We start from the raw sequence: 23835 nt of genomic DNA, 5'->3' as shown, positions 1-23835 counted from the left end.
TCGTAATGTGGAGGCTATGGCCGTGGACGAGACCGTGTCAACGATCCCGAGTGTCGTGGGGACGACGCCGGGTGTGCTCCGACTCATGAACTCCCGGGCCATCCTCGACGAGCTCCTGCGCGACGACGCGTCGCGCACCGTGACCGAGCTCAGCCGCACCGTCGGGCTCTCCCGCCCCACGGTCGAGGCGGCGCTCGCAGACCTGGTCGACGAGGGCTGGGTGACCGAGGCCGAGGCGATCGCCACCCCGAACAAGGCCGGCCGCCGGGCCAAGCGCTTCGCCGCGGACGCCACCGCCGGTTCCGTGCTCGGCGTCGACCTCGGACTGCACGGCATCGTCGGCATCCGCGCCGACCTGCGCGGGAACACCCTCACCCGGGTCGAGGAGCGCTACGCCGACCTCGCCGACGCGGAGCAGGCCTGGACGAGCGTGCAGGACGTCGTCCGCCGCCTGACGGCCGACTCGGAGGCGTCCCCGGTCCTCGCCGCCACGTTCGGCGTCCCCGCCGTCGTCGACCGCGCCGGCGAGATCGACTACACGGTCGCGGTGCCCGAGTGGGTCGAGCGCCGCGTGCCCGGCCGGATCCAGGACCTCTTCCCCGGCATCGCGACGTTCTTCGACAACGACGCCAAGCTCGCCGCCACCGCCGAGGCGATGTGGGGGCGCTTCCGGGGCGTCCAGGATGGCCTGTACCTGGTGATGGGTCGGCAGATCGGTGCGGCCTACGTCATCGACGGGGCGTTGGCGCGCGGGGCGCGCGGTGCGGCTGGCGAGATGGGCGGCCTGGCCTCGACCGGGTGGCCCGGTGCGCCCGCCCGCCTGGAGGCCCGGATCACGTCCGACACGGACCTCGAGTCGGTCTTCGCCGCAGCCGGGCGCGGGGGCGCAGCGCCGGGTCGCGTCGGCGAGGACGGTCCGGACCCGGCGGCGGTCGACGTCGTCCGCGCCTTCGCGGACGACGTGGCACCGGGCGTCGTGCAGCTCGTCACGACGATCGACCCCGAGATCGTGGTCGTCGGGGGCGAGGTCCTGCCGGCGGCGTCGGTGTTCGCCGAGGCGCTCGCCGCGGTGGTCATGCCCCAGCTCCGGCACCCCGTCGAGGTCGTGCCGTCGACGGTGGGTCGCGACGCCGTCGCCCGCGGTGCCCTCGCGCGGTCGCTGACGCACGTGCGGACCTCGCACATGGGACTCGGCTGACGTTCAGGTACCGCGCCGGGTCCTGACAGGGCGCTCAGGGATGCTGGGGGCATGACGACTGCCGTGACCGCCCGTGCCATGACCGTCGCCACCGGCGACTCCACCGCTCCCTCGGACCTGGGCGGACTCTCCGGCCTCGTGCTCCAGATCATCGACGCCCTGGGGGAGTGGGGCGTCGCGCTCATGCTCTTCATCGAGACGGTGTTCCCGCCGATCCCGTCCGAGCTCATCCTGCCGCTGGCCGGGTTCCTGGCGGGCGCCGGGCAGATGAACCTCGTCCTCGTCCTCGTGCTGGCGACGCTCGGGTCCTACCTCGGGGCGCTGGTGCTCTACTGGCTCGGCGCGAAGATCGGGTTCGAGCGCACCACGCGGTGGTTCGGCAAGCTCCCCCTGGTCGACGAGGACGACTTCCGCAAGGCCGCCGCGTGGTTCCACCGGCACGGCAAGAGCGCGGTGTTCTTCGGCCGTTTCGTCCCGATCGTGCGCAGCCTCATCTCCCTGCCCGCGGGCGCTGACCGCATGCACCTCGGCACGTTCTCGGTGTTCACGATCATCGCGAGCGGGATCTGGAACAGCGCACTCGTGCTGCTCGGTGCCGCGTTCGGCTCGCAGTACGACCGCGTCGAGCAGTACACCGAGTGGATCGACCGGGTGCTCTACGTCGCGATCGCGGTCGTCGTGGTGACGTTCGTGGTCCGGCGGGTGCGACGGTGGCGGGCAGACCGTCGTGCGGACGGAGGCGGCAACGGTGACGGTGCCGCGAGCGGGGGCGCACGAGGTCGTCGTCGCGCCGAGCCCGCCCGCGACTGAGCCGGTCGTCGTCAGGCCTTGGTCAGCGCCGACTCCTTGTGCGCGGCCTGCTTGCCGCTCTTCTCCGACTCGACGATCCAGTACGGATCGTCGTCGGTCGGCTTGAACGTCTGACCGTCGAACTCGAAGTCGCTCGTGCGCTTCCGCACGAGTTTCCCGGTCGTCTTCCCTTGCGAGGTGTTCCAGTGCACCTCGTCACCCTTCGTCAGTGCCATCGCTGTCCTCCTTGCGTGATCGCTCACCCTGGTCGGAGGTCGAACGGTACCCTGATGCATCCGCATGAACACAGGGAAGTACGCCGATCACGATGTCATAACACCCGCCCAAAACGGGAGTCGGACGCGTACCGTTTCTCGTGAGCCAACACGCCGGCAGCAGCCGCGGAACCTGCGGCTCCCGACGGAACGACGGACACCATGACCCTGCTCGACGGCTTGCGGACGGAGACGGTCCTGTCGGGCCGGTACCGACTGGTGAAGCTCATCGGCACGGGTGGCATGGGGACCGTCTACGAGGCCCGCGACGAGCACACCTACCGCGCCGTCGCCGTGAAGCTCTTCGCGACGCCGGACAAGATGACGACGGCCGACCGCGTCCGGCAGGAGCGCGAGATCCGGCTCCTCAGCATGCTGTCGCACCCCGGGCTCATCCCGCTCTACGACGCCGGCACGCACGACTTCCCCGACGGCCCGCACCGGTTCATCGTGATGGAGCTCATCGCCGACACGACGTTGCTGCGCCGACTGTCCGAGGGGGCCCTGCACAACTACGAGGTGGCCGACCTCGGCGCCCAGCTCGCCGATGCCCTGGCCTACGTGCACTCGCGCGGCATCGTGCACCGGGACGTCAAGCCCGCCAACATCCTGATCAGCGACGAGGGCTCGTCCGGCTTCGCCCGGACCGTGAAGCTCACCGACTTCGGCGTCGCGCACTTCGTCGACGGCTCGCGCCTGACGAACGACGGCACGATCATCGGCACGGCGGCGTACCTGAGCCCCGAGCAGGTCGCCGGTGAGCCGATCAGCTTCGCCACCGACGTGTACTCGCTCGGACTGGTGCTGCTCGAGTCCCTGACCGGCAAGCAGGAGTACTCCGGCACCCTGATCGAGGCGGCACTGGCCCGCCTGCGGCACGACCCCGAGATCCCCGACGACGTCGCCTCGGAGTGGCGCGAACTGCTCAGCCGGATGACCGCCCGCGACCCGGAGCGTCGTCCGACCGCGGTCGCGATCGCGAACGCCCTGCGAGGCGGCTCCACACAGGTCACCGGCCCGGTGCCGCTCGGACCCGAGCGGGTCAAGCACCAGCGCGATCACCGGATGCACCGGGCGGCCCACCGGCACGCGAAGCGCGGCACGTTCTCGGCCGTCCGCCGCTGGCGTCGGCGGAACGTGCTCGTCGGCTCGTTCGCGGCGTTCGGCGTGCTGGTCGCGTGCGGCTCCGCCTACGTCGCGGGCATGCTGCACTGACGTCGCCCGCGCGTCCCGTTCGTCCGTGGTCCCTGGCAGGATGGACAGCATGACCGACCAGCGCTGGATCAAGATCTGCGGCCTGTCGACGCCCGACACCGTGGACGCCGCCGTCGACGCGGGCGCCGACGCGGTCGGGTTCGTCTTCGCCGCGAACAGCCCCCGCACCGTGACGGCCGACCTGGCGAAGGAACTCGTCGAACGGCTGCCGGACGGCATCGACGCCGTGGGGGTCTTCCGCGACCAGAAGATCGACGAGATCGTCGGCATCGCGTCCGAGGTCGGGCTCACCACCCTGCAGCTGCACGGTGGCGAAGCCGCGACCGACTTCGCCCGAGCCCGCGACGCCGGCTTCTTCACCATCCGAGCCCTCGCGGCCGAGGACTACCTGCGTGAGACCGCCGAGCAGCGCGCCTCGTACGACCACGACCTGCTGTTGCTCGACGCCGCCGTGCCGGGCAGCGGTCGGCTGATCGACCCCGCTGTGATCGAGGGCGGGATCGACGAGGCCTGGATCCTCGCGGGCGGCCTCACCCCCGCCAACGTCGTCGCCGCGGTCGAGGCGCTCGACCCCGACGGTGTCGACGTGTCGAGCGGCGTCGAGTCCGAGCGCGGGGTCAAGGACCCGGCGAAGATCCGCGCCTTCGTCGAGGCCGTCCGCAGCCTGGGCTGACGCGGGGTCGGCTGCCGCGCCGTCGGCTGCCGCGCGGTCAGCGCAGGGTCGGGATGAGCTCGGTCAGGAAGGCGTCGGTGTCCTCCCAGCCCTCGACCGCGTGGCACGGCACACCGAGGGCCTTCACCGGGTAGTCGTTGCCCTCGGGATCGAGCCGGTCGCCGACGAAGAGCATGTCGTCGAGCGCGATGCCGGTGATCTCGGCGAGACGCTGCATGCCGTACGCCTTGTCGATGCCCTTGCGGGTGATGTCGACGCTGGTCGAGCCGCCGGATCGCACCTCGAGGTCGGGGAGCTCCGCCTGCACCCGGCGACGGAGGTCGTCCTTCTTCGCGCCGGTCGGGTCCCACTGCTTCTTGACGTCGACCGGAGCGGCCTGGCCGAGCGCGGAGAACGTGATCTGCGAGCCGCGGTCCTCGAGGATGTCGCCCCAGGTCTCGGACTCCCAGTAGCCGGCGTCCTTCGCGACGGACTCGACCGCTGCGAGGGCGCGCGCCTTCTGGTCGTCGGTGAGGTCCTCGGCGTACTGCAGGGCCCAGTCGTCGTCGGACCAGCGGTAGTACCGCGTGCCGCACGTCGGCAGCAGGTGCAGGTCGTCGAGGGTCAGGCCGTCGCGGTGGCGGAGCGGGGTGACGAGTTGCTGCTCGAACTGCGTGAAGTTGCCGCCGGAGATGACCGCGACCGGCACGACCTCGAGCAGGGACGCGAAGGTCTCGAGCATGCGGGGGTCGAGGGAGGACTTCGACGGGGCGAGGGTGTCGTCCAGGTCGAAGGCGACGAGGCGGGGCGTGGTCATGCCCCGATCCTGCCAGAGGCCACCGATCACGTGCCGGGTGCGGTGCTCACAGCGCCCGGCACGTGCGCGATGTCTGCGGGGTCACGCGCGGTCACGCGGGTCAGGCGCGGTGCGTCGCGGGGACCCGGTCGCGGTCGTACGTGATGTCCGTGTAGCCGTGCGGCGCCGGGTTGCCGTCGTCGTCGAGGTTCACGAACACGACCTCGTCGATGGTGAGGATGCTGCGGTGCGTGAAGAGGTTCCGCGCCTCGGCCCGCATCGTGAGCGAGCTGCGGCCGAAGCGGGTGGCGACGAGGCCGATCTCGACGATGTCGCCCTCCTTCGCCGAGGACACGAACTCGATCTCCGACATGTACTTCGTGACGACCTTGCCGTTGCCGAGCTGGATGATCGCGTAGACCGCGGCCTCTTCGTCGATCCAGCGGAGCAGGCTGCCGCCGAACAGGGTGCCGTTGGCGTTGAGGTCCTCGGGGCGGACCCACTTGCGGGTGTAGAAGTTCATCTCGGGCTGCATGTCACGACATTCTACGCGGCAGCGGGTACGGCAGCGGCCGCGCCCCGGCGGGGACGCGGCCGCGTGCTGGTACCGATGACTACTCCTTGACGAGCACGACCTCGTCGAGGGGCAGGCGGGTGCGCGGTGCGACCTCGCGCTCGGCCGCCTTCTCGTCGAGCTGCGACGGGTGCGCGACGGTGCCGATGGCGGTCACGGTGAAGGGCAGGAAGCGCTCCGGCAGGTCGAACGCGGCACGCAGGCCGGCGGCGTCGATGCCCGCCATCTGGTGCACGTGCAGGCCCTCGGCGTGCGCCTGGACGGTCAGGGCGGCGAGCGACTGGCCGAGGTCGTACTGCGCGAAGGGGCGCTCGTCGCCGTCCTCGGTCACGGTCTCGAGCACGCCGACGACGAGGGCGCTGGCACGGAAGGCCCAGGCGGCGTTGAAGCCGAGCAGGTTCTCGTTGATCTTGCGGAACGTCTCGGTGCCACGACGGCCCGCGATGAAGCGGCGGGGCTGGAAGTTCATGGCCGATGCGGCCCAGCGGGCGGCCTCGAGGACGGCGTCGAACTGCTCGTCCGAGATCGTCGCGGTCTCGTCGTAGGAACGGGGGCTCCAGCGCTCTTCGAGCAGGGGTACGAGGGGCTGGCTGGAGTCGGTGGACCGGGTGAGGGTGTCGGCGTTCGTCGAGGTCATGGTGCCTGCAACGGTATTCGATGCGAACGCATTTCCGACCTGAGCGACGTCACATGGTGCAAGGATGGACGCGATGGGTGGCGTGTTGACCGGCTTCGCGATCATCGGCGCGATCATCGCCGGTGGGTACGTCGTCGGGCGCATCGGACTGCTCGGCCCGCACGCACAGTTCGTGATGAGTCGCCTCGCGTTCTTCGTGCTCATGCCCTGCCTGCTCTTCCACACCATCGCCTCGGCCGACATCGAGTCGCTGCTGTCCCCGATGCTCTGGGTCTCGCTGCTGAGCGCGGCCGTCGTCGCACTCGGGGCGGCGGCCGTCTTCCGGTTCGTGCTGCGGCGTCCCGTCACCACCACGACGGTCGGGGCCCTGGCCGCGAGCTACGTCAACGCGAACAACATCGGTCTGCCGGTCGCCGTGTACGTGCTCGGGCAGGCGACCGCGGTGGTGCCGGTGATCCTGTTGCAGCTCATCGTCATCGCGCCGGTCGCGTTGACGATCCTCGACACCGCGACCTCGGGCGCCGGCGGCTGGGGACGCCGGATCTCCGGGCCGTTCCGGAACCCGATCATCATCGCCTCGCTGGTCGGCCTCGTGTTCTCGGCGACCGGCACCACGCTGCCCGACCCGGTGCTCGAGCCGTTCTCGCTGGTCGGTGCGGCAGCCGTGCCCGTCGTCCTGCTGTCGTTCGGGATGAGCCTGCACGGTGCCGCGCCGTTGCGGGACCCGGCGATCCGGACGGACGTCATCGTGGCGTCGTCGATCAAGCTCGTGGTGATGCCGGCGGTCGCGTACGTGTTCGCACGGTTCGTGTTCGGGCTCGGCGACCAGGACGTGTTCGTGCTCACCACCCTGGCGGCGTTGCCGGCGGCGCAGAACGTGTTCAACTACGCGCAGCGCTACGACGCGGCGGTCCCGGTCGCCCGCGACGTGGTGCTCATCTCGACGATCGGCTCGGTCCCCGTCCTGGTCGCGATCGCCGCGCTGCTGCACCCGTAGCGCGCCCTGGACGCACCGCGAGGCGGACGGGAGGCCCGTGGCGGGGCCGCCCCGTGCCTCCCGTCCGCCGTGGGGTCGCGTGCACCGCGGATGGTGAGCAGCAATGGTCGGGTCGCGGTCACCGACCCGACCATTGCTGCTCACGAAGCGCATCGGGGGCGCGCGTACGCTGACACCCACGGGGCGGACCCGCCTCGGGACCACGACGGACGGAGACCTCCGATGGACACGATGGCGATGATGAAGAACATGTCGATGACGGACATGCCCGCAGCGATGGACATGGACGTGATGCAGGACACGATGATGGCGATGAACGCCGCGTCGATGGCCGCCACGATGTGCTCCGCGAGCGACATGCGCATGGGCGGCGAGATGGCCACGTGCGCCGCGATGTGCTCCAACACGGCGATGATGGCCGACACCGGTATGCGGATGATGATGCGTCCGGCCGGCATGGACCTGCCGAGCATGCAGGCGATGCTCATGGCCGTGATGACGATGGGCACGATGTGTGCTGCCGAGTGCCGGAAGCACATGGACATGGACGAGTCGTGCCGCTACTGCGCCATGGCCTGCGACGAGATGGTCGCGAAGTGCGAGGCGATGCTCGCCTCGATGTCCGCCTGAACCAGGCCGACCGTCTGCGCTACGCGCTGCGTGCCGTGGTCTGACGACCGCCGGCGCTGAGGATCTCCGCCACCGGGTGGTGGGCGACCGGGTCGCCGACCGACAGGAAGCCGTCGGCGTCCGCCACCCGGAGCTGGGTCACGCCGCCGTCCAGGAACACCACGACGGCGTCTGCGGGACGGGTCTCGACGACGATGCCGTCGCGCCAGGCGCCGGGGGCCGCGTTCGCCATGACGCGCTGGATGGGAAGGATCGTCGTGCGGGACATGGCTTCACCTGCTCTCGAAGGGGTTCGGTGCAGGAAATCTACGTCGGCGCCGTCACGTGCTCAACGAGGGCGGACGCCGGGCGTAACAGAACGCGTCACGACCGCGTGACCGCTCAGAAGATCATCGGGCGGTCGTCGTCGAGCGACGTGTCCAGGTCGAGGTCGACCACCACGGGGACGTGGTCGCTCGGGGCGTCGCCCTTGCGCTCGTTGCGGTGGATCGAGGCATCGGTGACGACGTCGGCGAAGGCCTGCGAGCCCATCACGAAGTCGATGCGCATGCCCTCGTTGCGCGGGAACCGCAGCTGCTTGTAGTCCCAGTAGGTGTAGCCGTCGGGGACGATCGGCCGGACGACGTCCTGCAGCCCCTTCGCCTCGAACGCCCGGAACGCGGCGCGCTCCGGTTCGCTGACGTGGGTGTGGCCCTCGAACACGCGGACGTCCCACACGTCCGTGTCGAGCGGTGCGACGTTCCAGTCGCCCATCAGCGCGAGCGGGGTCTCCGGCGACGCGGCGATCCACTCGGCGGTCCGGTCGGCCAGCTGCGCGAGCCAGTCGAGCTTGTACGTGTAGTGCGGGTCGCCGACCTCGCGCCCGTTCGGCACGTACAGGCTCCAGAGCCGCACGCCGTCGACGGTGACGCCGATGGCCCGGGCCTCGACGGGCAGGTCCGGCCCCTCGTGCCCCTTGAGGAAGCCGGGCTGGCCGGGGAAGTCGCGGGTCACGTCCTCCATCGGCAGCCGGCTGGCGAACGCGACACCGTTCCACTGGTTCAGGCCGTGCGCCTCGACGTGGTAGCCGGCGTCCTCGAACGCCTGCACCGGGAACTGCTCCGGCTTGCACTTGATCTCCTGCATGCCGAGGACGTCGACGTCCTCGCGCACCAGCCAGTCGACGATCCGCCCCACTCGGGTGCGGACGGAGTTCACGTTCCAGGTCGCCACGCGCATGGGATCGAACCTACCGGGGACGACCGACCCCGCCGTGCAGCGCGCCGCCTGCCGCTCTCGGGCGGAGCGCGGCACGATGGTGTTCGCTGGAAGTCCAGCAAGCGAGCGCAGGAGGCACTGATGGCATCGACGACGAACCGCGTCGACGGGACCGCGACGACCGGCACCACGACCGGCACCACCACCACGCAGGTCACGGCCAAGGGCAAGACGATCATCGACGACACCGTCGTCGCCAAGGTCGCGGGCATCGCCGCGCGTGACGTCCCCGGCGTCTACGCCCTCGGCGGGAACGCCTCGCGGGCCTTCGGCGCCATCCGCGACGCGATCGGCTCGAGCGCGCTCGGCCAGGGCGTCCGCGTCGAGGTCGGCGAGACCCAGGTCGCCGTCGACCTGACGATCGTCGTGGACTACCCGATCCCGATGATGGACGTCGCGTCCGCCGTGCGCGCCGCCGTCACGAGCGCCGTCACCGAGCTCGTCGGGCTCGAGGTCACCGAGGTCAACATCGCGATCAACGACGTGAACATCCCGGCACTGAACGGCACCGCCGACGACCTCGACGGCGACGTCCGCGAGGGCCGGGTCCGGTGAACGCCACCGTCGTCGGGATGGGCGTCGGCGCCCTCCTCGCGATCGTCGCGGTGACCCTCGGGTTCTGGGCGTTCGTGGTCGTCGCCGTCTGCATGGCCGTCGGCGGCCTGGTCGCCCGCATCGTCGCCGGTGACGTCGACGTGCGTCGCCTGGTCGACGTGCTGCGCGGACGCCGGAGCTCGTCGTGACCGACGCCGCCGTCGCCACGGTCGGCGACAGCGGCGTCCGGCTCCGCGGCTCCGACCGCATCGGCACGTCGGCGCTCGTGCACACCGCCCAGGCGGTCGCCGCCGAAGCGCTGCGCGTGGCCTTCCGGGAGGTCCGTGCCCGGGTCTCCGACGACGGCCGCGGCGCGCTGGCGGTCGAGATCACCGCCCCGCTCACCCTGCCCGTGCTGGGGACCCACGCGGTCCCCGACGAACCCGTCGTCACGAGCGCGCACCGGGCCCGCGGCACGATCGCCGAGCGCCTCCGGACCATCACCGGCCGACAGGTGTCCCGGGTGACCGTGACGTTCGCGTCGTCGGTCGTCGACGTCCCGCGGAGAGTCCGGTGACCGCCGTGGACGGCCGGACCGCATCGGTTCCCGAGGCCGGCCCCGCACCGTCCACCGAGCACGCCGCCACGTACCGCCGTCTGCTCCGCCGCGAGACCCACGTGTCCCGGTCGGGCGCCGTCGTCATCGCGATGCTCATCACCCTCGTGCTCGCAGCCGCTGCCGTCTTCGCCGGTGCCCTCGTGCTGCTCGACCAGAACGTCCTCGGCGTCGACCCGCGCGCCGTGGTGGACGCCGCCCTCGCCGCGCCGGACGGCCTCGACACCACGCTCGTCGTCGGGATCGCGGCGATCGTCGCCCTCGTCGGCCTGGTGCTCCTGCTGCAAGGGTTCCTGCCGCAGCGGCGTCCGCGCCACGCGATGGCATCCGACCGGCTCGCCGTCGTGGTCGACGACGAGGTGCTCGCCTCCGCCGCGGCACGTGCCGCCCGTTCCGTCACGCGGCTCGGGCCGGATGCCGCCGTCGGCACCGTGGGCCGCCGGACCGTCGAGGTGGTGCTGCGTCCCGCCGCCGGCGTCGACGTTCCCGCAGTGGCCGCGACCGAGGCCGTCGAGCACGAGTTCGCGGGGATCGACGCGCTGCCCGCCCTCGCTGCACGGGTGCGCGTCCAGCCGACCGGACGGGTGGACGGATGAACGCGACCAACCGTGGGCTCGGCCGGACGGCACTCGTCGTCGTCGGGCTCGTCCTGTTCGTCGCCGGGGTCGGTGCGATCCTGGTGCAGACGGCCCAGGGCCTGCCGCTCGTGGCGTCCTGGTGGCGCACGGCCGGCGACGCACTCGCGGGCCTCGGCACGGACACGTCGCGCGATGACTCCCTGCTGTCGTGGACGTGGGTGCTCGGCGGCGGGGTCGTCGTCGGCATCCTGGCGATCGTGGTGCTGACGACGCTCGGCGGTGGCCGCGAGGGCACCGTCGTCGAGAGCGACGGATCAGCCGACGGCGTCGCCGGTTCGGTGCGCGTCGAGTCCACGGCCGTGCAGCACGCGCTGTCGTCGGCGATCGGGGAGCTGCCGCAGGTGGCCTCGCTCGCGGTCGACGTCTACCGCGTCCGCGGCGGCCGGGCGATCCGGGTGCGGGTCCGTCCGCGCCGGGGTGCCTCACCGCGCGAGGTCACCGAACGGGTCGAGGCCGTCGTGGCCGACCTGGACGCCCTGCTCGGCGAACGCCTGCCGGTCCTGCTCGAGATCGCACGCGGTGGGGCCGGGTCCTCGCGCCCGGACCGCGTGCACTAGGTCGGTCGTGGTGCGGTCGATCGGCGGGCTGCCGGGGCCGGACTCCGTCGTCCCCGTGCCGCGGGTGGTCGCGGAGGCCGCCCGGGGCCGCGAGGTCGCCCTGGTCTGGCACAACGAGATCGGCGGCACGACGTTCCGGATCGGCCCCGACGAGCACGCCGACGAGTTCGTCAAGGTCCTGCCGCACGCCTACGGCCGGTGGATCGGCAACGAGGCCGCGCGACTGGAGTGGGCGTCACGGTACGTGCGGGTGCCCGAGGTGCTCGACCACGGTGCGGACGACGACGGCGTGTGGCTGCACACCCGTGCCGTCCCCGGGTGGAGTGCCGTCGACCCGCGGTGGCACGACGAACCCCGGACCGCGGTGGTCGCGGTGGGCGAGGGCCTCCGCGCGTTCCACGACACCCTGCCGGTGGACGACTGCCCCTTCGTGTGGTCGACCGTGGCGCGGCTCGACCGGGCCCGCGCGGCGGGTGCCGACACGGATCGTCTCGGGCCGGAGCCTCCCCGCGACCTGACGGTGGTGTGCCATGGAGACCCGTGCACGCCGAACACGCTCATCGGCGCTGACGGCCGGTGGAGCGGGCACGTCGACCTGGATGCCACGGGTGTCGCCGACCGCTGGGCGGACCTGGGGGTGGCGACGATGGCGCTCGGGTGGAACTACGGGCCCGGATGGGAGTCGTTGTTCCACGAGGCGTACGGGGTGCCCGACGACCCGGAGCGGACGGCCTGGTACCGCGCGCTGTGGAACGCCGACGTGGACGACCTCGGGGACTAGAAGGCGACGCCCCGCGCGGACATGAACGGCACCGGGTCGGTCGTGGCGCCGTTGATGTGCACCTCGATGTGGCTGTGGCACCCGGTCGACTGGCCGGTCGACCCGACGAGCGCGATGAGCTGCCCCGCGGAGACCTGCTGGCCGATACCGACCCGGAAGCCGCCGTTGACGATGTGACCGTAGGCCGTCTGCACGCCGTTGCCGTGGTTGATGCGGACGTAGTTGCCGTAGCCGCCGTACCAGCCGACGTAGTCGACGGTGCCGGCCGACGCGGCGACGATGGGCGTCGAGCAGCCGCTGGCCAGGTCGGTGCCGTCGTGCTTGATGACGGTGCCGTAGATCGGGTGCACGCGGTAGCCGTACGGGCTGATGACGTAGCCGCTGGCCGGACGGACCCAGCCCTGACCGCCACCCGAGCCGGCGGAGCCGCCACTGCCCGAGCCGCTGCTGCCGGAGCCGCCACCGCCGCCGGACGATCCGCCGCCGGCGTTCGCTGCTGCCGCTGCCGCCGCGGCCAGTTCTCGGGCGGCACGGGCTTCGGCCTCGCGCGCGGCCTTCGCCTCGGCTGCCTTGCGGACGCGCTCACCCTTGGCGAACTCGGCCTCGGTCCGGACACGGCCGGAGACCAGGGTCGCGAGCTGGGCGTCGAGACGGGCCTTGTTCGACTGCTGTTCGTCGTACGCGGTCTGCACGGCGTCGGAGGCGGCCTGCGCCTCTTGCATGCGGGCCTCGGCCTTCGCGGCGAGGCTGTCGAGTTCTTCGGAAGCGCGGTCGGCCTGGGCTTCGAGCGAGCGGGCGACGCCGGCGTCGACGCTGGCGGCGGCCTGCACGCGCTCGGCCTGTTCGGACAGCTTGCTCAGCGCGCCGAGGTCGTAGAGCAGGTCGCGGGCGTCCTCGCCCTTGGTGAGCACCGAGGTCGTGACGTCGGCACCGCCCGAGCGGGCCATCTGCGCGGCGAACTGGCCGGCCTGCGCGGCGCTCTGGTCGGCGACCTTCGCGTGTTCGTCGGCGTCGGCGCGGAGCTTCTGCTCCTTCTCGGCGGCTTCCTGCGCGTCGGACTGCGCGTCGAAGAAGACGTCGCCGAGCTCCTTCGCCTTCGCCTGTGCGGCCTCGACCTTGGCGTCGAGGTCGCTGATGATGCCCTTGATCTCGGTGATCTGCCCCTGCTTCGCGGATTCCTTGCCGCGGGCGTTCTTGACCTCGTCCCACGTGGGGTAGGTCACCGCCTGGGCAGTGGGTGCATCGACGACGACCGTGCCGACGAGGCCCGCGAGTGCCAGTCCGGTGACGGCGAGGCGGAGGCGCACGGAGGCACGAGGGGTGCGGTGGCTGGTGGGGCGAGACATCGACCACGAGCCTATACATCCGTACAGAGAAGATCGGACGCCGACGCGCCGCTGTGGACAACTCCTAGAACCCGCGCTCCTGACGGATCTCGTCCGCACTGCCGACCACGTCGCGCCGGAGGACGTCCGCGCCGGAGGTCCCCGCGTAGTCGTAGACGTCGAACCCCGTGCAGTGCGTGATCGTCGCCGGGGCACCGAGGGAGTCCTCGACCGCGGTGGTCCACAGGTCGTGGGACCCGACCACCACGAACGTCGGGTCGGCGTCCCGGTAGGCCCCGAGGTCGACGAGCCACGGGTACGTGTCGAAGGTGTCGCGGACCTGCAGCAGCTGCACGTTCGTCGCGGAGTACGTGGCGAGTGGCCGCACGGTCCAGAACTGGCCGACCCCGGTGACCGATCGTCCGTCGGCCCAGCGGTCCAGGCAGGACGACGGCGTGTACCGGGCGGTGGCGACGGCGTGCGCGGTGCTCGGGGCGGTGGCGACTCCGGCGGCGAGGACGGCGACGGCGGCGATCGCGACGGTGGCGCGGACCCCGCGGAACGGCCGGTGCACGCGGGTGCGGCGGACTGCGGTGCGGGTGAGCTCGGCCACCGCGACGAGGGCCAGCAGCGGTGCGGTGACGACGGGCTCGAGGTACCGCGGCGTCTCCGACCCGACGAGGACGACCCCGATCGACGCCGCGACGACGGTCACCAGGGGCAACGCGGTCGCGACGAGCACGGTGCGCGCGGTCCGGACCCGCCAGGCCCACACCGTGCCGCCGACGGTGACGAGCACCCCGACGAACATCAGGAACAGCCCGGCGTCGCCCGCCGCCGTGCCGGCTCGCACGTCGGTCAGCGCCGCGAAGAACTGCAGGGTCTCCACCGCGCGCGACGGCCGGACGTAGGTGGACGGGTCGAGCGACACGAAGGGCTGCAGCGGGATCCGCACCAGGTACCCGAGCAGCGACCCGACCGTCACGGTGCCGGACAGCAGCAGCGCGGGACGCCACGGCACCCGGCGCACCGCCGCCAGCAGCAGGAGCGTGACCACCACGGGTGCGGCGGACCACGGCACGTACAGCGGGTTCGACGCGGTCGTGCAGAGCGCCACCAGTCCGAGCACCACGAGCACGACGACCGACGCCCGCCCGACCCGCACGGCGCGGAGCACGAGCACCGCGGTGCCGAGCATCGCCAGCACCACGCCGTAGTAGTACGTCGTGGTCAGCAGCAGGGACGCCAGCTCGAGCGACGTCGCGGTGCCCGACGACTCCGTCAGCACCAGCAGGGTCACGAACGCCACGCTCACCGCCGACACCGTGATGCGGGCCGCTCGTCCGGCCGACGGCATGAGCTCGTTCGCGGCAGCCCGGACCAGCGCGTACACGGCCAGCAGGACGAGCACCCCGTTCAGCGCCAGGGCCTGCTGCGGGGTACCCGTGACGAGGGCGCAGAGCAGGTAGACCGGCAACTCGGGGAAGAAGAACAGCGCCGGGGACATCGCCCACTCGAACGGCTGCCCGAGCTGCATCGACCGGTGCACCAGGGGCAGCAGCACCGAGTCGCCGTCGTACCAGAGCAAGGCGACCCGTTCCGTGGCGACGACGTGGCGGAGGGCGATGACGGACAGAGCCAGCGCGACCAGGGCGCCCAGGGCCTCCCGTCCGATCGCCCCGGCCACACCGCCGGACCGACGGCCGCCGGACGGAGCCGGCGCCACGGCGGAGCGACGCGGTGCTCGGGGCATGTCCCGGAGCGTACCGAGGGCTGCTCGGGACGACCCCACAGGACGGGGGAGCGCGCTGCGAGTCCGACCGGCTACCCTTGTGCGCTGTGACCGACGCGCGCGAACAGTTGATCCAGTACATCTCCTCCGAAGCGGTGTTCCACGGCGACTTCACCCTGACCAGCGGGAAGAAGGCGACGTACTACATCGACCTGCGGAAGGTCAGCCTGGACCACCGGGTCGCGCCGCTGATCGGCCAGGTCATGACCGAGCTCGTGCAGCAGGTGCCGGACGTCTCGGCCGTCGGCGGACTCACCATGGGCGCCGACCCCATCGCCAGCGCCGTGCTGCACCAGGCTGCCGCACAGGGCCTGACCTACGACGCCTTCGTCGTCCGCAAGGAGCCCAAGGACCACGGCCGCGGCAAGCAGGTCGAGGGCCCGGACCTCAAGGGCAAGCGCGTCGTCGTGCTCGAGGACACCTCCACCACGGGCGGCTCGCCGCTCAAGGCGGCCGAAGCGCTCGAGCGTGAGGGCGCGATCATCGCCGCCGTCGCGGTCGTCGTCGACCGCGACACCGGCGCCAAGGAGACCATCGAGGCAGCCGGGTACCCCTACTTCGCGGCCATCGGGTTGGCTGATCTGGGGCTGACCGCGTGAGCGGGGAGCGTCCGGACGACGCGCGCGACCCCGAGGACACGGCCGGCCCCGCAGCGGCGGCCGACGGTGCCGACGGGGTGGACGGCCAGGAGGCCCGGCGCGCGTCCGACCCGGACGCTCCGTTCCACGGTCTCCGCAGCGCCGCGGACATCTTCGGCGCCCCGCGGGGCGAGGAGGACTGGCCCTCGCGACGGGAGCGCCGCGAGGCCGAGCGCACCGCGCGCGAGACGGGCGCACCGTTGCCGGAGCCGTTCGAGGCTGCGACCCCTGAGGCCTCGGCCCCCGAGGCGCCGGCGCCCGAGGCGCCCGCCGCGCCTGCTGCTCCGGTGCTGGACGACGGCGCGACGCAGGCCATCTCGATGCCCGAGCAGCTGTCGGCGCCGTCCGAGAGCCCGGACGCCGCCGCCGAGCACGAGCGCTCCACCCTGCACGACCGCATCCCGCCGGCCGCCGTCGTGCCGCCGAACCCCACCGCGCCGCACCCCTCGTCGATCGTGCTCCCGACCGCGCAGACCCACCGCGACGAGCGCGCCGCGGCGTCGCAGGCCATCGAGGACGAACGTCGCCGCGTCGACCCGTTCGGCGAGGGCCGTGCCGACGTCGACTGGCTCGGCCGTGCGACCGGTTCCGGCGCACCCGTCCCGCCCACCGGGCCCGTCGCGCACCAGCCGCTCGGCGTCGAGAACGTGCTGCCCCCGTCCGAGGAGCCGCCGAGCTTCACCGACCTGCTCCGGATCGCCGGCACGGGGTCCGTGCCCACGCAGGGCGCCGGACCGGACCGGCCGTTCGACTGGGCCATCCGCGACGACGAGACCGGCGAGGTCCCGACGACCCTGACCGGCGACTCCTTCGACACGACGGCGTTCGGTGGCGGCGGCTCGTGGTCGTTGGCGGACGAGACCGACGCCGAGGACGAGGTCGTCTCCGGCGAGGTCGACACCCCGGTCGGCGGGGTGCCGCAGGCGCTTCGGACGTTCCCGGTGCCCCCGGCGGTGCCGACTGCTGCGGCTGCTGCGGCTGCTGCCGTGCCGCCTGCGGCTGTGCCACCGGGGGCTTCCGTGCCGCCTGCTGCTGTGCCGCCGGCGGTTCCCGGTGCCGGGCCGGTGGCTCCCGCGGAGCCGACCGAGGCCCCGGACGCGACCCGCTCCGCTGCCGAGGGTGACGGGGCGGACGCGGCCACGGGCCTCCCGGACGCCGCGACCACCGCGCTGCCGGTCGCGGGGACGCCCTGGTGGTCCGAACCCGACGCGACCGTGCCGCCGACCGCTGCGCCGCCCCTCGTCGAGCCCGCTGCGTCGCCCGCCTACCCGGCGCACCTGCCGCCCGCGGTGGGCCAGGACCTGGACGCCGTGCTCGGCCCGCGCCGGGACGACACGGGGGCGCAGCCCACGGCGTTGCCGGCCGCGGCGCCGGACGAGCTGGACCAGTCCGAGTGGGACGGCCGCGAGACCAGCGACACGAGTGCGATCAAGGACCTGTTCGGCACCGAGGCCGTCGGGCAGCTCGGTGGCACGGGGTACGACCCGGAGGACACCGGGACGCGGATGATGCCGGCGGCCGCGATGCCGTCGGCTGCTGCCGCTGCCGGTGCCGGGGCGTCGTCGCCTGCGCCCGTGTCATCCAGCCCGCCGGTCGAGCGCGACAACTTCATCAACCAGGGTGCGGCGCGCCTGCGGAGCGAGGGCAAGCGCGGCAAGCAGCTGCTCGTCTACGGCTCGATCGCCCTGATCGTCGTGCTCATCGTCCTGGTGTTCCTGATGTCGAAGTGGATCCTCGGCAACAACATCTCCGACCAGGAGATCGCGCCGACGAAGTCCCCGGCGGCAGCGTCATCGGCTCCGGCGACTCCTTCGACTGCGGCGTCTGCCGCTCCCTCGGACGAGGCCGCTGCTCCGGCTGCGACGCTCCAGTTCGCCACCACGCCCGCGCTGCCGGGCGAGCACGCCTGGACCGACCTGGCCGGCGGGGAGTGCCTGTCGCCGTTCACCAACGCCTGGGCGCAGAGCTTCACGGTGGTCGACTGCGCGACGCCGCACATCGGGCAGCTCACCGCACGGATCGCCGTCGACGGGGACGCCTACCCGGGGGCCGAGGCCCTCGCGACGCAGGCGGCCGACCAGTGCCAGTCGGACGCGGCGCTGAACGCTTCGGCGGCTGCGGCCGTCGGGGACGTGCAGGTGCAGGGGTCGTACGCGCCGGACCAGGCGACGTGGGACCAGGGCGACCGGTTCATCTCGTGCTTCGTGACGCGGTCGTCGGGGCAGGAGCTCACGGCGTCGTTGGCGCCGGGGGCGTAGGGCGGCTGCGGCCGGCTGGACGGGGTGCGTGCGGGCGCATCCTCCGACGATCCACGACGTGATCGACGCGTGTTCTGTCGGCACATGCGCACGCATCGGATGCGTGTGCAATGAGCGACGTTCCACGAGTTGATCGTCTGGTGGATCGTCGGAACATGCACACGCATCCGTGGCGCGCGAGCCAGGCCGCGGTCGGTGGTCGCCGGGTCAGGCGGCCGCGGGGACCTTCGCCGACACGTCGGACAGGGTCTGCAGCTCGTCGGCGCTGAGCTCGAGCTCGGCCGAGGCGAGCAGCGCGGGCAGCTGCTCGGTGTTGCGGGCGCTGGCGATCGGCGCGACGACGTCCGGCTGCGCCTGCAGCCACGCCAGGGCGACGGTCGCGAGCTCAGTGTCGCGGTCCTCGGCGATGGTGGACAGGGCGTCGACCACGGCGAGTCCCTCGTCGTTGAAGTAGCCCGAGACCTGCCCCTCGCGGTCCTTGCCGGCGAAGTCCTCCTTCGAGCGGTACTTGCCGGTCAGGAACCCGGCGGCGAGAGCGAAGTACGGCACGACGCCGAGGCCGTGCGCGTGGGCGAGTGGGGCGATCTCGGACTCGTACGGCTCGCGGGTGACGAGGTTGTAGTGCGGCTGGATCGCGACCGGCTGCGCGAGGCCGTTCTCGGTCGCGATGCGGATCCACTCCTCGGCGCGGTCCTTCGAGTAGTTCGAGATCGCGGTGTAGCGGACGATGCCGTCCGTGACGAGCTGGTCGAAGGCGCGGACGGTCTCCTCGAGCGGGGTCGACTGGTCGTCGAAGTGCGCGTAGTACAGGTCGATCCGGTCGGTGCCGAGGCGCTGCAGGCTGGCACGGGCGGCAGCGGCGACGGTGTCCGCGCCGAGGCCCTGGAACTGCGGGTGCTGCGAGCCCTTCGTGGCGATGACGACGTCGTCACGCTTGCCCGAGGCCGCGAGCCACGAACCGATGACCCGCTCGGACTCGCCGCCCTCGTTGCCGGGGGCCCACGCGGAGTACACGTCGGCGGTGTCGATGAAGTCGCCGCCCGCCGCGGTGTAGGCGTCGAGGACCTGGTGTGAGGTCGACTCGTCCGCCGTCCACCCGAAGACGTTGCCGCCGAGGGCGAGGGGGAACACGTGGAGGTCGCTGGTGCCGATGCGGGGCATACGGGGGTCCTTTCGTGGTCGGGCGAGCGGTCCTCGATGCGAACCGCTCCTCGGCCGACGCTATGCCCCGAGGCTTGACACGGCCCCGGTGGCTGCGGGTTGCATGGACCCATGACCGCACTCACCGACGCCCTCGCCGACCCCCGCTCCTCGGTGCGGCTGCAGGCCGTGATGGCCGCCGGGACCACCCCGGACGCCGCCGACCTCGACGTGCTCGTCGAGCAGTGCGCCGTCGAGCCGGACTTCTTCGTCCGCGACATGCTCACCTGGGCGCTGACCAGGCACCCGTCGGCCGACGTCGTCGCGCGGGTGGTCCCGTCGCTCACCCGTTCCGAGCCGCAGGCCCGCAGTCAGGCGTTGCACACCCTGTCGAAGGTCGGCGACCCGTCGGCGTGGCCGTCGGTGCGCCCGTTGCTGGCGGACCACGACGACGAAGTGCTCCGCGCCGCCTGGCGGACCGCCGTCGCACTCGTGCCCGGCGACGAGCGGGGCGAGCTGGCCCGGACGTTCGCGGTGCAGCTCGGGGTCGGCCCGCGCGAACGGCGGCTCAGCCTGTCGCGGGCACTGGTCGGGTTGGGCGAGGAGACGGTGGCGCCGGTGCTCGCAGCGGCTGCCGCCCGGGGCTCCGACGCCGTGCGGGACCACGTCGCCGACACCGAGCGGCTGTTGCACGACCCGGACGCTGCGTCCGCGCTCGCCCTCGAGCGGGCTCGGCGCGAGGTGGCGCTCGGCCGCACCCGGTCCGTGAAGGGCTAGGGCCGGTGGGCGCGCCCGGCTGGGCGCGTCGAGTGGTCGAGAACCGTCGTCGTCGCGGTGGTGGGGCGGGCGCGTCGCGCGGTCACGAAACCCCGTGCCCTGGGCGCCGAGTGGTCGTGAACCGTCGGTCGCGGGGCTGTCGGGCGGCGGTCCCTGGCCGCTCGGCGGACGTGAGCGGGGTGTCGTGACCAGTGGGGGCGACGGACAGGAGGCGCGTGGCGGCCGCGCACCGGGCCTCCCGTCCGACACCACGCGCGTTCGCGGGCCGCGGTGCGGTCGCGACGCCCCGTGCCCTGGGTGCCGAGTGGTCGTGAACCGTCGGTTGCGGGGCTGCCGGGCGACAGATGGTGACCGCTCGGCGGACGTGAGCGGGGTGGCGCGGGCGGGCCCGCTCAGTCGGCGTCGGGAGCCAGCCAGATCGCGCTCGCGGCGGCGGCGGGCAGGTCGACGAGCGCCTCGGCGCCGTCCGCCCCACGTCGGGAGACCGCGATGACGCCGGCGTAGTCCCGCACCCGCTCGACCCGCAGGTGGGTGCCGAGGCCGACCCCGAGCTCGTCGAAGTACCGCAGCAGCGAGGGGTCGTCGTCGGACACCCGGTCGACGGTGCCGCACGCGCCGGGCTCGATCGCACCGAGCAGGGTGCCGAGTGTGGCGGGGACGGTGCCGTCCGCGGCAGGGATCGGGTCGCCGTGCGGGTCGTGGGTCGGGTGCCCCAGGTCGGCGTCGACCCGGTCGAGGAACCGCTCCGACACCGCGTGCTCGAGCGCCTCGGCCTCGGTGTGGACCTCGTCCCACGTGTAGCCGAGGCGGGACACCAGGAACGACTCGATCAGCCGGTGCCGTCGGACCATCGCGACCGCGACCTGCTGCCCGAGCGGGGTGAGCACGACGCCGTAGTACGGGGTGTGCTCGATGAGGCCGTCGCGGTCGAGCTTCTTGAGGTTGCCCGACACCGTCGAGGCCGACACCTTCAGCGTCGCCGCGATGTCCCGCGTGGCCAGTCCGGTGCCGCCGCGCTCCCCGGCCTTCCAGATGAGCTTGACGTAGTCCTCGGCCATGGTCGACAACGAGGGCAGGCGCATACCGCCAATCGTACGGCTGCACTGGTACAACCGGGACGTGCACCAACCCCGTCGTCGCCGCTGGCCGGTCCCGCCCTCGCTGCTCATCGGCCTCGCGCCCCTCGTGGTCTTCGCGGCGATCAGCGCGTGGCGGTCACGGCCGAGCGACGACTACCCGACGCTCGGCCAGACCGTCGACAGCGTCGTCCGCGCCCTGGTGATCCCCGAGGGCATCGCCGCCGTCGCGCTCGCCGTGGTCGTCACCGGACTCGGGTGGTGGCGGATCGCGACCGTCGACCGCACCCGGACGCCGCTGCGCTGGTCGGCGCTCGCACCGGCGCTGGTGCTCGTGGTGTGCCTGGTGCGGCTGCCCCTGATCGACTGGACGGCGCTGCCCGCGCACTACTTCCTGCTGCTCACCGTCGGGGTGCTGTTCGTCGGGGTGTTCGAGGAGCTGATGGCCCGGGGCATGCTCCTGGTCGGCCTCCGTCGCCGGGTGCCCGAGTTCGGCGTGTGGGCGCTGTCGTGCGTGCTGTTCGGGCTGCTGCACCTGCTCAACGCCCTCGCCGGGGCCGGGATCGGACCGACGGTGATCCAGGTCGTGTTCGCGGCGTCGTTCGGCTCCACGCTGTACGTCGCTCGCCGAGTGACCGGTTCGCTGCTCGTCCCGGTGCTGCTGCACGCGTTCTGGGACTTCGGGTCGATCGGGTACTCCGCGACCGCTGATCCCTCGGACACGGGTCGCGTCGTGGTGCTCGGCCTGATCGGGCTGTTCTCGTTCGCCGTCCTGGGCTTCGGGATCGTCGCGGGCGGCATGGTCGCGTGGCGTGACGACCGGCCGCGTCGCCTGGCGAAGCGGTGGCGTTCCGTGCCGCCGATGGCGGCCTTCGCCCTGGAGGCCCGTGGCGACCTGGCAGCGCCGACCCCGGCCCGGTAGCCGCCCGGCTCCAGAGCCCCGCGCGCTTCCGCGCCCGGTCCGGCGTCCGCAGCAGCGCCCGGTGGGGAGCCGTCCGTCAGGGCTTGCGACCGACGGCGAAGACCCGACGGAACGGGTACACCGTGCCGTGGGTGCTCGCCGGGTACGCCTCGCGCAGCGCCGCCCGGTACCGCTCGACGTACTCCGCCGTCAGCGCACCGGAGGGGTCGGCGGCGTCGAGGGCAGCCAGAGCCGGTCGCAGCCCGGTGCCGCGCACCCAGTCGAGCACCGGGTCCTCGCCCGGCAGCAGCTGCGCGTAGGTCGTCTCCCACGCGCGCGCCGCGAACCCGGCGTCGAGCATGATGCCGAGGTAGCCGGCGGGGTCGAGCACCGGGTCCTCGCGCAGGACGCCGTCGAGCGCTGACGCCCACGGCCCGGAGGCCCCGATCGACCGCATCAAGGCGTGCGACGGGGACCCGAAGTTGCCCGGCACCTGCATCGCGAACCACGATCCGGACGGCATCGCGTCGAGCCACCGCGGCAGCAGCTCCACGTGCGACGGCACCCACTGCAGCGCCGCGTTCGTCACCACGACGTCGTCGGTCGGCCCGGGCGTCCAGTCCTCGATCGCACCGAGCTCGAACGACAGGTTCGGCAGGCCCGCCAGAGCGGGGTCGGCCGCAGCCGACGCGAGCATCTCCGCCGAGCTGTCGATCCCGACCACCGGCGACGAACGCCACCGCGCTGCCAGCGTGGCGGTGAGGGACCCGGGACCGCAGCCCAGGTCGACGACGCGACGCGGGGCCTCCCGTCCATCGTCCGCTGGCCACGCGACCTGCGCGACCAGGTCGTGGAACGGACGCCCGCGGTCGTCCGCGAACGCGGCGTACCGCGACGGGTCCCAGCGCATCGCTACAGCTCGACCTCGAAGGGGGCGGTGCGCACGAGTTCGTGCACGCCCGAGATGACCTCGCTCGGACGGAACGGGTAGCGGTCGATCTCGGCCTGGTCGCTGATGCCCGTCATCACGAGGACGGTGTGCAGCCCCGCCTCGATGCCGGCCTGCACGTCGGTGTCCATCCGGTCGCCGATCATGCCGGTGTTCTCGGAGTGCGCGCCGATGCGGTTCATCGCCGAGCGGAACATCATCGGGTTCGGCTTGCCGACCACGTACGGCTGCTTGCCGGTGGCCTTCTCGATCATCGCGGCGATCGCACCCGTGGCGGGCAGGACGCCCTCGGCCGACGGGCCGGTGGCGTCGGGGTTGGTGACGATGAAGCGGGCGCCGTCGCGGATCAGACGGACGGCCTTGGTGATCGCCTCGAACGAGTAGTTGCGGGTCTCGCCGACGACGACGTAGTCGGGGGCGGTCTCGGTCATGATGAACCCGGCTTCGTGCAGGGCGGTGGTCATGCCGGCCTCGCCGATGACGAACGCGGAGCCGCCGGGCATCTGGGACTTGCAGAAGTCGGCGGTGGCGAGGGCGCTCGTCCAGATGCGCTCCTCGGGGACGTGCAGGCCCGAGCTCCGGAGCCGGGCGCTGAGGTCACGCGGCGTGAAGATCGAGTTGTTCGTCAGGACGAGGAACTCGGTGCCCTCGTCGAGCCACTGCTGGATGAGCTCGGGGGCACCGGGGAGGGCCTGGTTCTCGTGGACGAGCACGCCGTCCATGTCGGTCAGCCAGCACTCGACGTCGTCGCGGGTCGCCATGGGCTCACCCTACTGCGCACGGCCGACGGGCCGGCCCGTCGGCCGGGTTCCTTCGAAGGGGCCGGGAGGCGC

General features: G+C 72.5%; 28 protein-coding genes. 16 read left to right on the top strand and 12 right to left on the bottom strand.

Features of this window, described 5'->3' with window-relative positions:
- The first annotated feature begins 22 nt into the window (after window positions 1-22).
- Both EDF51_RS14130 and EDF51_RS14125 read left to right on the top strand, forming a co-directional pair.
- Window positions 23-1198, top strand: a complete 1176-nt coding sequence (locus EDF51_RS14130; protein WP_166673562.1) for an ROK family transcriptional regulator — start codon at window positions 23-25, stop codon at window positions 1196-1198.
- Window positions 1199-1249: 51 nt separating this feature from the next.
- The gene (locus EDF51_RS14125; RefSeq protein WP_228504475.1) at window positions 1250-2008 is read left to right on the top strand and encodes a DedA family protein; all 759 of its coding nucleotides are present in this window, start codon (window positions 1250-1252) and stop codon (window positions 2006-2008) included.
- A gap of 11 nt (window positions 2009-2019) precedes the next feature.
- Here the strand turns inward: EDF51_RS14125 and EDF51_RS14120 are convergent, their stop codons facing one another.
- Window positions 2020-2223, bottom strand: coding sequence for a DUF2945 domain-containing protein (locus EDF51_RS14120; RefSeq protein ID WP_123293555.1), 204 nt, complete (start codon window positions 2221-2223; stop codon window positions 2020-2022).
- A gap of 201 nt (window positions 2224-2424) precedes the next feature.
- On the opposite strand from EDF51_RS14120, the gene EDF51_RS14115 reads away from it, so the two are divergent.
- Window positions 2425-3477, top strand: a complete 1053-nt coding sequence (locus EDF51_RS14115; protein WP_123293556.1) for a serine/threonine-protein kinase — start codon at window positions 2425-2427, stop codon at window positions 3475-3477.
- A 49-nt stretch (window positions 3478-3526) separates the two neighbouring features.
- The gene (locus EDF51_RS14110) at window positions 3527-4150 is read left to right on the top strand and encodes a phosphoribosylanthranilate isomerase (RefSeq protein ID WP_123293557.1); all 624 of its coding nucleotides are present in this window, start codon (window positions 3527-3529) and stop codon (window positions 4148-4150) included.
- A gap of 37 nt (window positions 4151-4187) precedes the next feature.
- On the opposite strand, the gene EDF51_RS14105 is transcribed toward EDF51_RS14110, so the two are convergent.
- The 3 genes from EDF51_RS14105 to EDF51_RS14095 form a co-directional block, all read right to left on the bottom strand.
- Window positions 4188-4946, bottom strand: a complete 759-nt coding sequence (locus tag EDF51_RS14105) for an HAD-IIB family hydrolase (RefSeq protein WP_111086181.1) — start codon at window positions 4944-4946, stop codon at window positions 4188-4190.
- A 100-nt stretch (window positions 4947-5046) separates the two neighbouring features.
- A complete protein-coding gene (locus EDF51_RS14100) occupies window positions 5047-5460 on the bottom strand; it encodes a hotdog domain-containing protein (protein WP_111086180.1) in 414 nt (137 codons plus the stop codon).
- Between the two features lie 79 nt (window positions 5461-5539).
- Window positions 5540-6136 (bottom strand): nitroreductase family protein, encoded by a 597-nt coding sequence (locus EDF51_RS14095; RefSeq protein WP_111086179.1) that lies wholly within the window; start codon window positions 6134-6136, stop codon window positions 5540-5542.
- Window positions 6137-6209: 73 nt separating this feature from the next.
- Here EDF51_RS14095 and EDF51_RS14090 point away from each other — a divergent pair, with 73 nt between their 5' ends.
- Both EDF51_RS14090 and EDF51_RS14085 read left to right on the top strand, forming a co-directional pair.
- Window positions 6210-7133 carry an AEC family transporter gene (locus EDF51_RS14090; RefSeq protein WP_134195392.1) on the top strand — a complete coding sequence of 308 codons (924 nt, stop codon included), beginning with the start codon at window positions 6210-6212 and terminating at the stop codon, window positions 7131-7133.
- Window positions 7134-7355: 222 nt separating this feature from the next.
- Window positions 7356-7763: an aldehyde dehydrogenase gene (locus EDF51_RS14085; RefSeq protein ID WP_134195391.1), complete on the top strand. Its 408-nt coding sequence runs from the start codon at window positions 7356-7358 to the stop codon at window positions 7761-7763.
- Between the two features lie 19 nt (window positions 7764-7782).
- On the opposite strand, the gene EDF51_RS14080 is transcribed toward EDF51_RS14085, so the two are convergent.
- Together EDF51_RS14080 and EDF51_RS14075 are read right to left on the bottom strand one after the other, a co-directional pair.
- The gene (locus tag EDF51_RS14080; protein WP_131921332.1) at window positions 7783-8031 is read right to left on the bottom strand and encodes a nuclease; all 249 of its coding nucleotides are present in this window, start codon (window positions 8029-8031) and stop codon (window positions 7783-7785) included.
- Between the two features lie 113 nt (window positions 8032-8144).
- Entirely contained in the window at window positions 8145-8981 is an 837-nt protein-coding gene (locus EDF51_RS14075; RefSeq protein ID WP_134195389.1) for an exodeoxyribonuclease III, read from the bottom strand.
- A 120-nt stretch (window positions 8982-9101) separates the two neighbouring features.
- On the opposite strand from EDF51_RS14075, the gene EDF51_RS14070 reads away from it, so the two are divergent.
- From EDF51_RS14070 to EDF51_RS14045, 6 genes are read left to right on the top strand one after another with little or no spacing between them, the layout of a single operon-like run.
- Window positions 9102-9575: an Asp23/Gls24 family envelope stress response protein gene (locus EDF51_RS14070; protein ID WP_123293563.1), complete on the top strand. Its 474-nt coding sequence runs from the start codon at window positions 9102-9104 to the stop codon at window positions 9573-9575.
- Entirely contained in the window at window positions 9572-9763 is a 192-nt protein-coding gene (locus EDF51_RS14065; RefSeq protein ID WP_111086173.1) for a DUF2273 domain-containing protein, read from the top strand. The genes EDF51_RS14070 and EDF51_RS14065 overlap by 4 nt, the downstream gene beginning before the upstream one ends.
- On the top strand, window positions 9760-10131 hold the full coding sequence (locus EDF51_RS14060; protein WP_131847060.1) for a hypothetical protein: 372 nt from the start codon (window positions 9760-9762) through the stop codon (window positions 10129-10131). The genes EDF51_RS14065 and EDF51_RS14060 overlap by 4 nt, the downstream gene beginning before the upstream one ends.
- Complete coding sequence (locus EDF51_RS14055) at window positions 10128-10766, top strand: hypothetical protein (RefSeq protein WP_131921330.1); 639 nt, start codon at window positions 10128-10130, stop codon at window positions 10764-10766. Before EDF51_RS14060 ends, EDF51_RS14055 begins: the two co-directional genes overlap by 4 nt.
- Window positions 10763-11365, top strand: coding sequence for a hypothetical protein (locus EDF51_RS14050; RefSeq protein WP_134195387.1), 603 nt, complete (start codon window positions 10763-10765; stop codon window positions 11363-11365). The genes EDF51_RS14055 and EDF51_RS14050 overlap by 4 nt, the downstream gene beginning before the upstream one ends.
- A 7-nt stretch (window positions 11366-11372) precedes the next feature.
- On the top strand, window positions 11373-12146 hold the full coding sequence (locus EDF51_RS14045) for an aminoglycoside 3'-phosphotransferase (RefSeq protein WP_134195386.1): 774 nt from the start codon (window positions 11373-11375) through the stop codon (window positions 12144-12146).
- Here the strand turns inward: EDF51_RS14045 and EDF51_RS14040 are convergent.
- Together EDF51_RS14040 and EDF51_RS14035 are read right to left on the bottom strand one after the other, a co-directional pair.
- Window positions 12143-13492, bottom strand: a complete 1350-nt coding sequence (locus EDF51_RS14040) for a M23 family metallopeptidase (protein WP_123937450.1) — start codon at window positions 13490-13492, stop codon at window positions 12143-12145. The two genes, EDF51_RS14045 and EDF51_RS14040, sit on opposite strands and share 4 nt — an antisense overlap.
- 64 nt (window positions 13493-13556) lie before the next feature.
- Window positions 13557-15224: a hypothetical protein gene (locus EDF51_RS14035; protein WP_133937454.1), complete on the bottom strand. Its 1668-nt coding sequence runs from the start codon at window positions 15222-15224 to the stop codon at window positions 13557-13559.
- 86 nt (window positions 15225-15310) lie between these two features.
- On the opposite strand from EDF51_RS14035, the gene pyrE reads away from it, so the two are divergent.
- Window positions 15311-15862 (top strand): orotate phosphoribosyltransferase, encoded by a 552-nt coding sequence (gene pyrE / locus EDF51_RS14030; protein ID WP_071404348.1) that lies wholly within the window; start codon window positions 15311-15313, stop codon window positions 15860-15862.
- Window positions 15859-18159, top strand: a complete 2301-nt coding sequence (locus EDF51_RS14025; RefSeq protein ID WP_134195384.1) for a septum formation family protein — start codon at window positions 15859-15861, stop codon at window positions 18157-18159. Before pyrE ends, EDF51_RS14025 begins: the two co-directional genes overlap by 4 nt.
- 207 nt (window positions 18160-18366) lie before the next feature.
- Here EDF51_RS14025 and EDF51_RS14020 read toward each other — a convergent pair whose 3' ends face one another.
- A complete protein-coding gene (locus tag EDF51_RS14020; RefSeq protein WP_134195382.1) occupies window positions 18367-19320 on the bottom strand; it encodes an aldo/keto reductase in 954 nt (317 codons plus the stop codon).
- A 111-nt stretch (window positions 19321-19431) separates the two neighbouring features.
- On the opposite strand from EDF51_RS14020, the gene EDF51_RS14015 reads away from it, so the two are divergent.
- On the top strand, window positions 19432-20076 hold the full coding sequence (locus EDF51_RS14015; RefSeq protein ID WP_134195380.1) for a HEAT repeat domain-containing protein: 645 nt from the start codon (window positions 19432-19434) through the stop codon (window positions 20074-20076).
- 392 nt (window positions 20077-20468) lie between these two features.
- Here EDF51_RS14015 and EDF51_RS14010 read toward each other — a convergent pair whose 3' ends face one another.
- Window positions 20469-21158 carry a metal-dependent transcriptional regulator gene (locus EDF51_RS14010; RefSeq protein WP_134195379.1) on the bottom strand — a complete coding sequence of 230 codons (690 nt, stop codon included), beginning with the start codon at window positions 21156-21158 and terminating at the stop codon, window positions 20469-20471.
- Between the two features lie 37 nt (window positions 21159-21195).
- On the opposite strand from EDF51_RS14010, the gene EDF51_RS14005 reads away from it, so the two are divergent.
- On the top strand, window positions 21196-22074 hold the full coding sequence (locus EDF51_RS14005; protein WP_166673561.1) for a CPBP family intramembrane glutamic endopeptidase: 879 nt from the start codon (window positions 21196-21198) through the stop codon (window positions 22072-22074).
- 76 nt (window positions 22075-22150) lie between these two features.
- Here the strand turns inward: EDF51_RS14005 and EDF51_RS14000 are convergent, their stop codons facing one another.
- A complete protein-coding gene (locus EDF51_RS14000) occupies window positions 22151-22963 on the bottom strand; it encodes a methyltransferase domain-containing protein (RefSeq protein WP_134195375.1) in 813 nt (270 codons plus the stop codon).
- 2 nt (window positions 22964-22965) lie between these two features.
- The gene (locus EDF51_RS13995; protein ID WP_111086157.1) at window positions 22966-23763 is read right to left on the bottom strand and encodes an HAD-IIA family hydrolase; all 798 of its coding nucleotides are present in this window, start codon (window positions 23761-23763) and stop codon (window positions 22966-22968) included.
- Window positions 23764-23835 lie beyond the last annotated feature (72 nt).

Source organism: Curtobacterium sp. PhB25 (genome assembly GCF_004365375.1).
Lineage (GTDB): Bacteria > Actinomycetota > Actinomycetes > Actinomycetales > Microbacteriaceae > Curtobacterium.
Note: the sequence above shows the minus strand (reverse complement) of the source record. Positions and strands in the feature narration are given on the sequence as shown.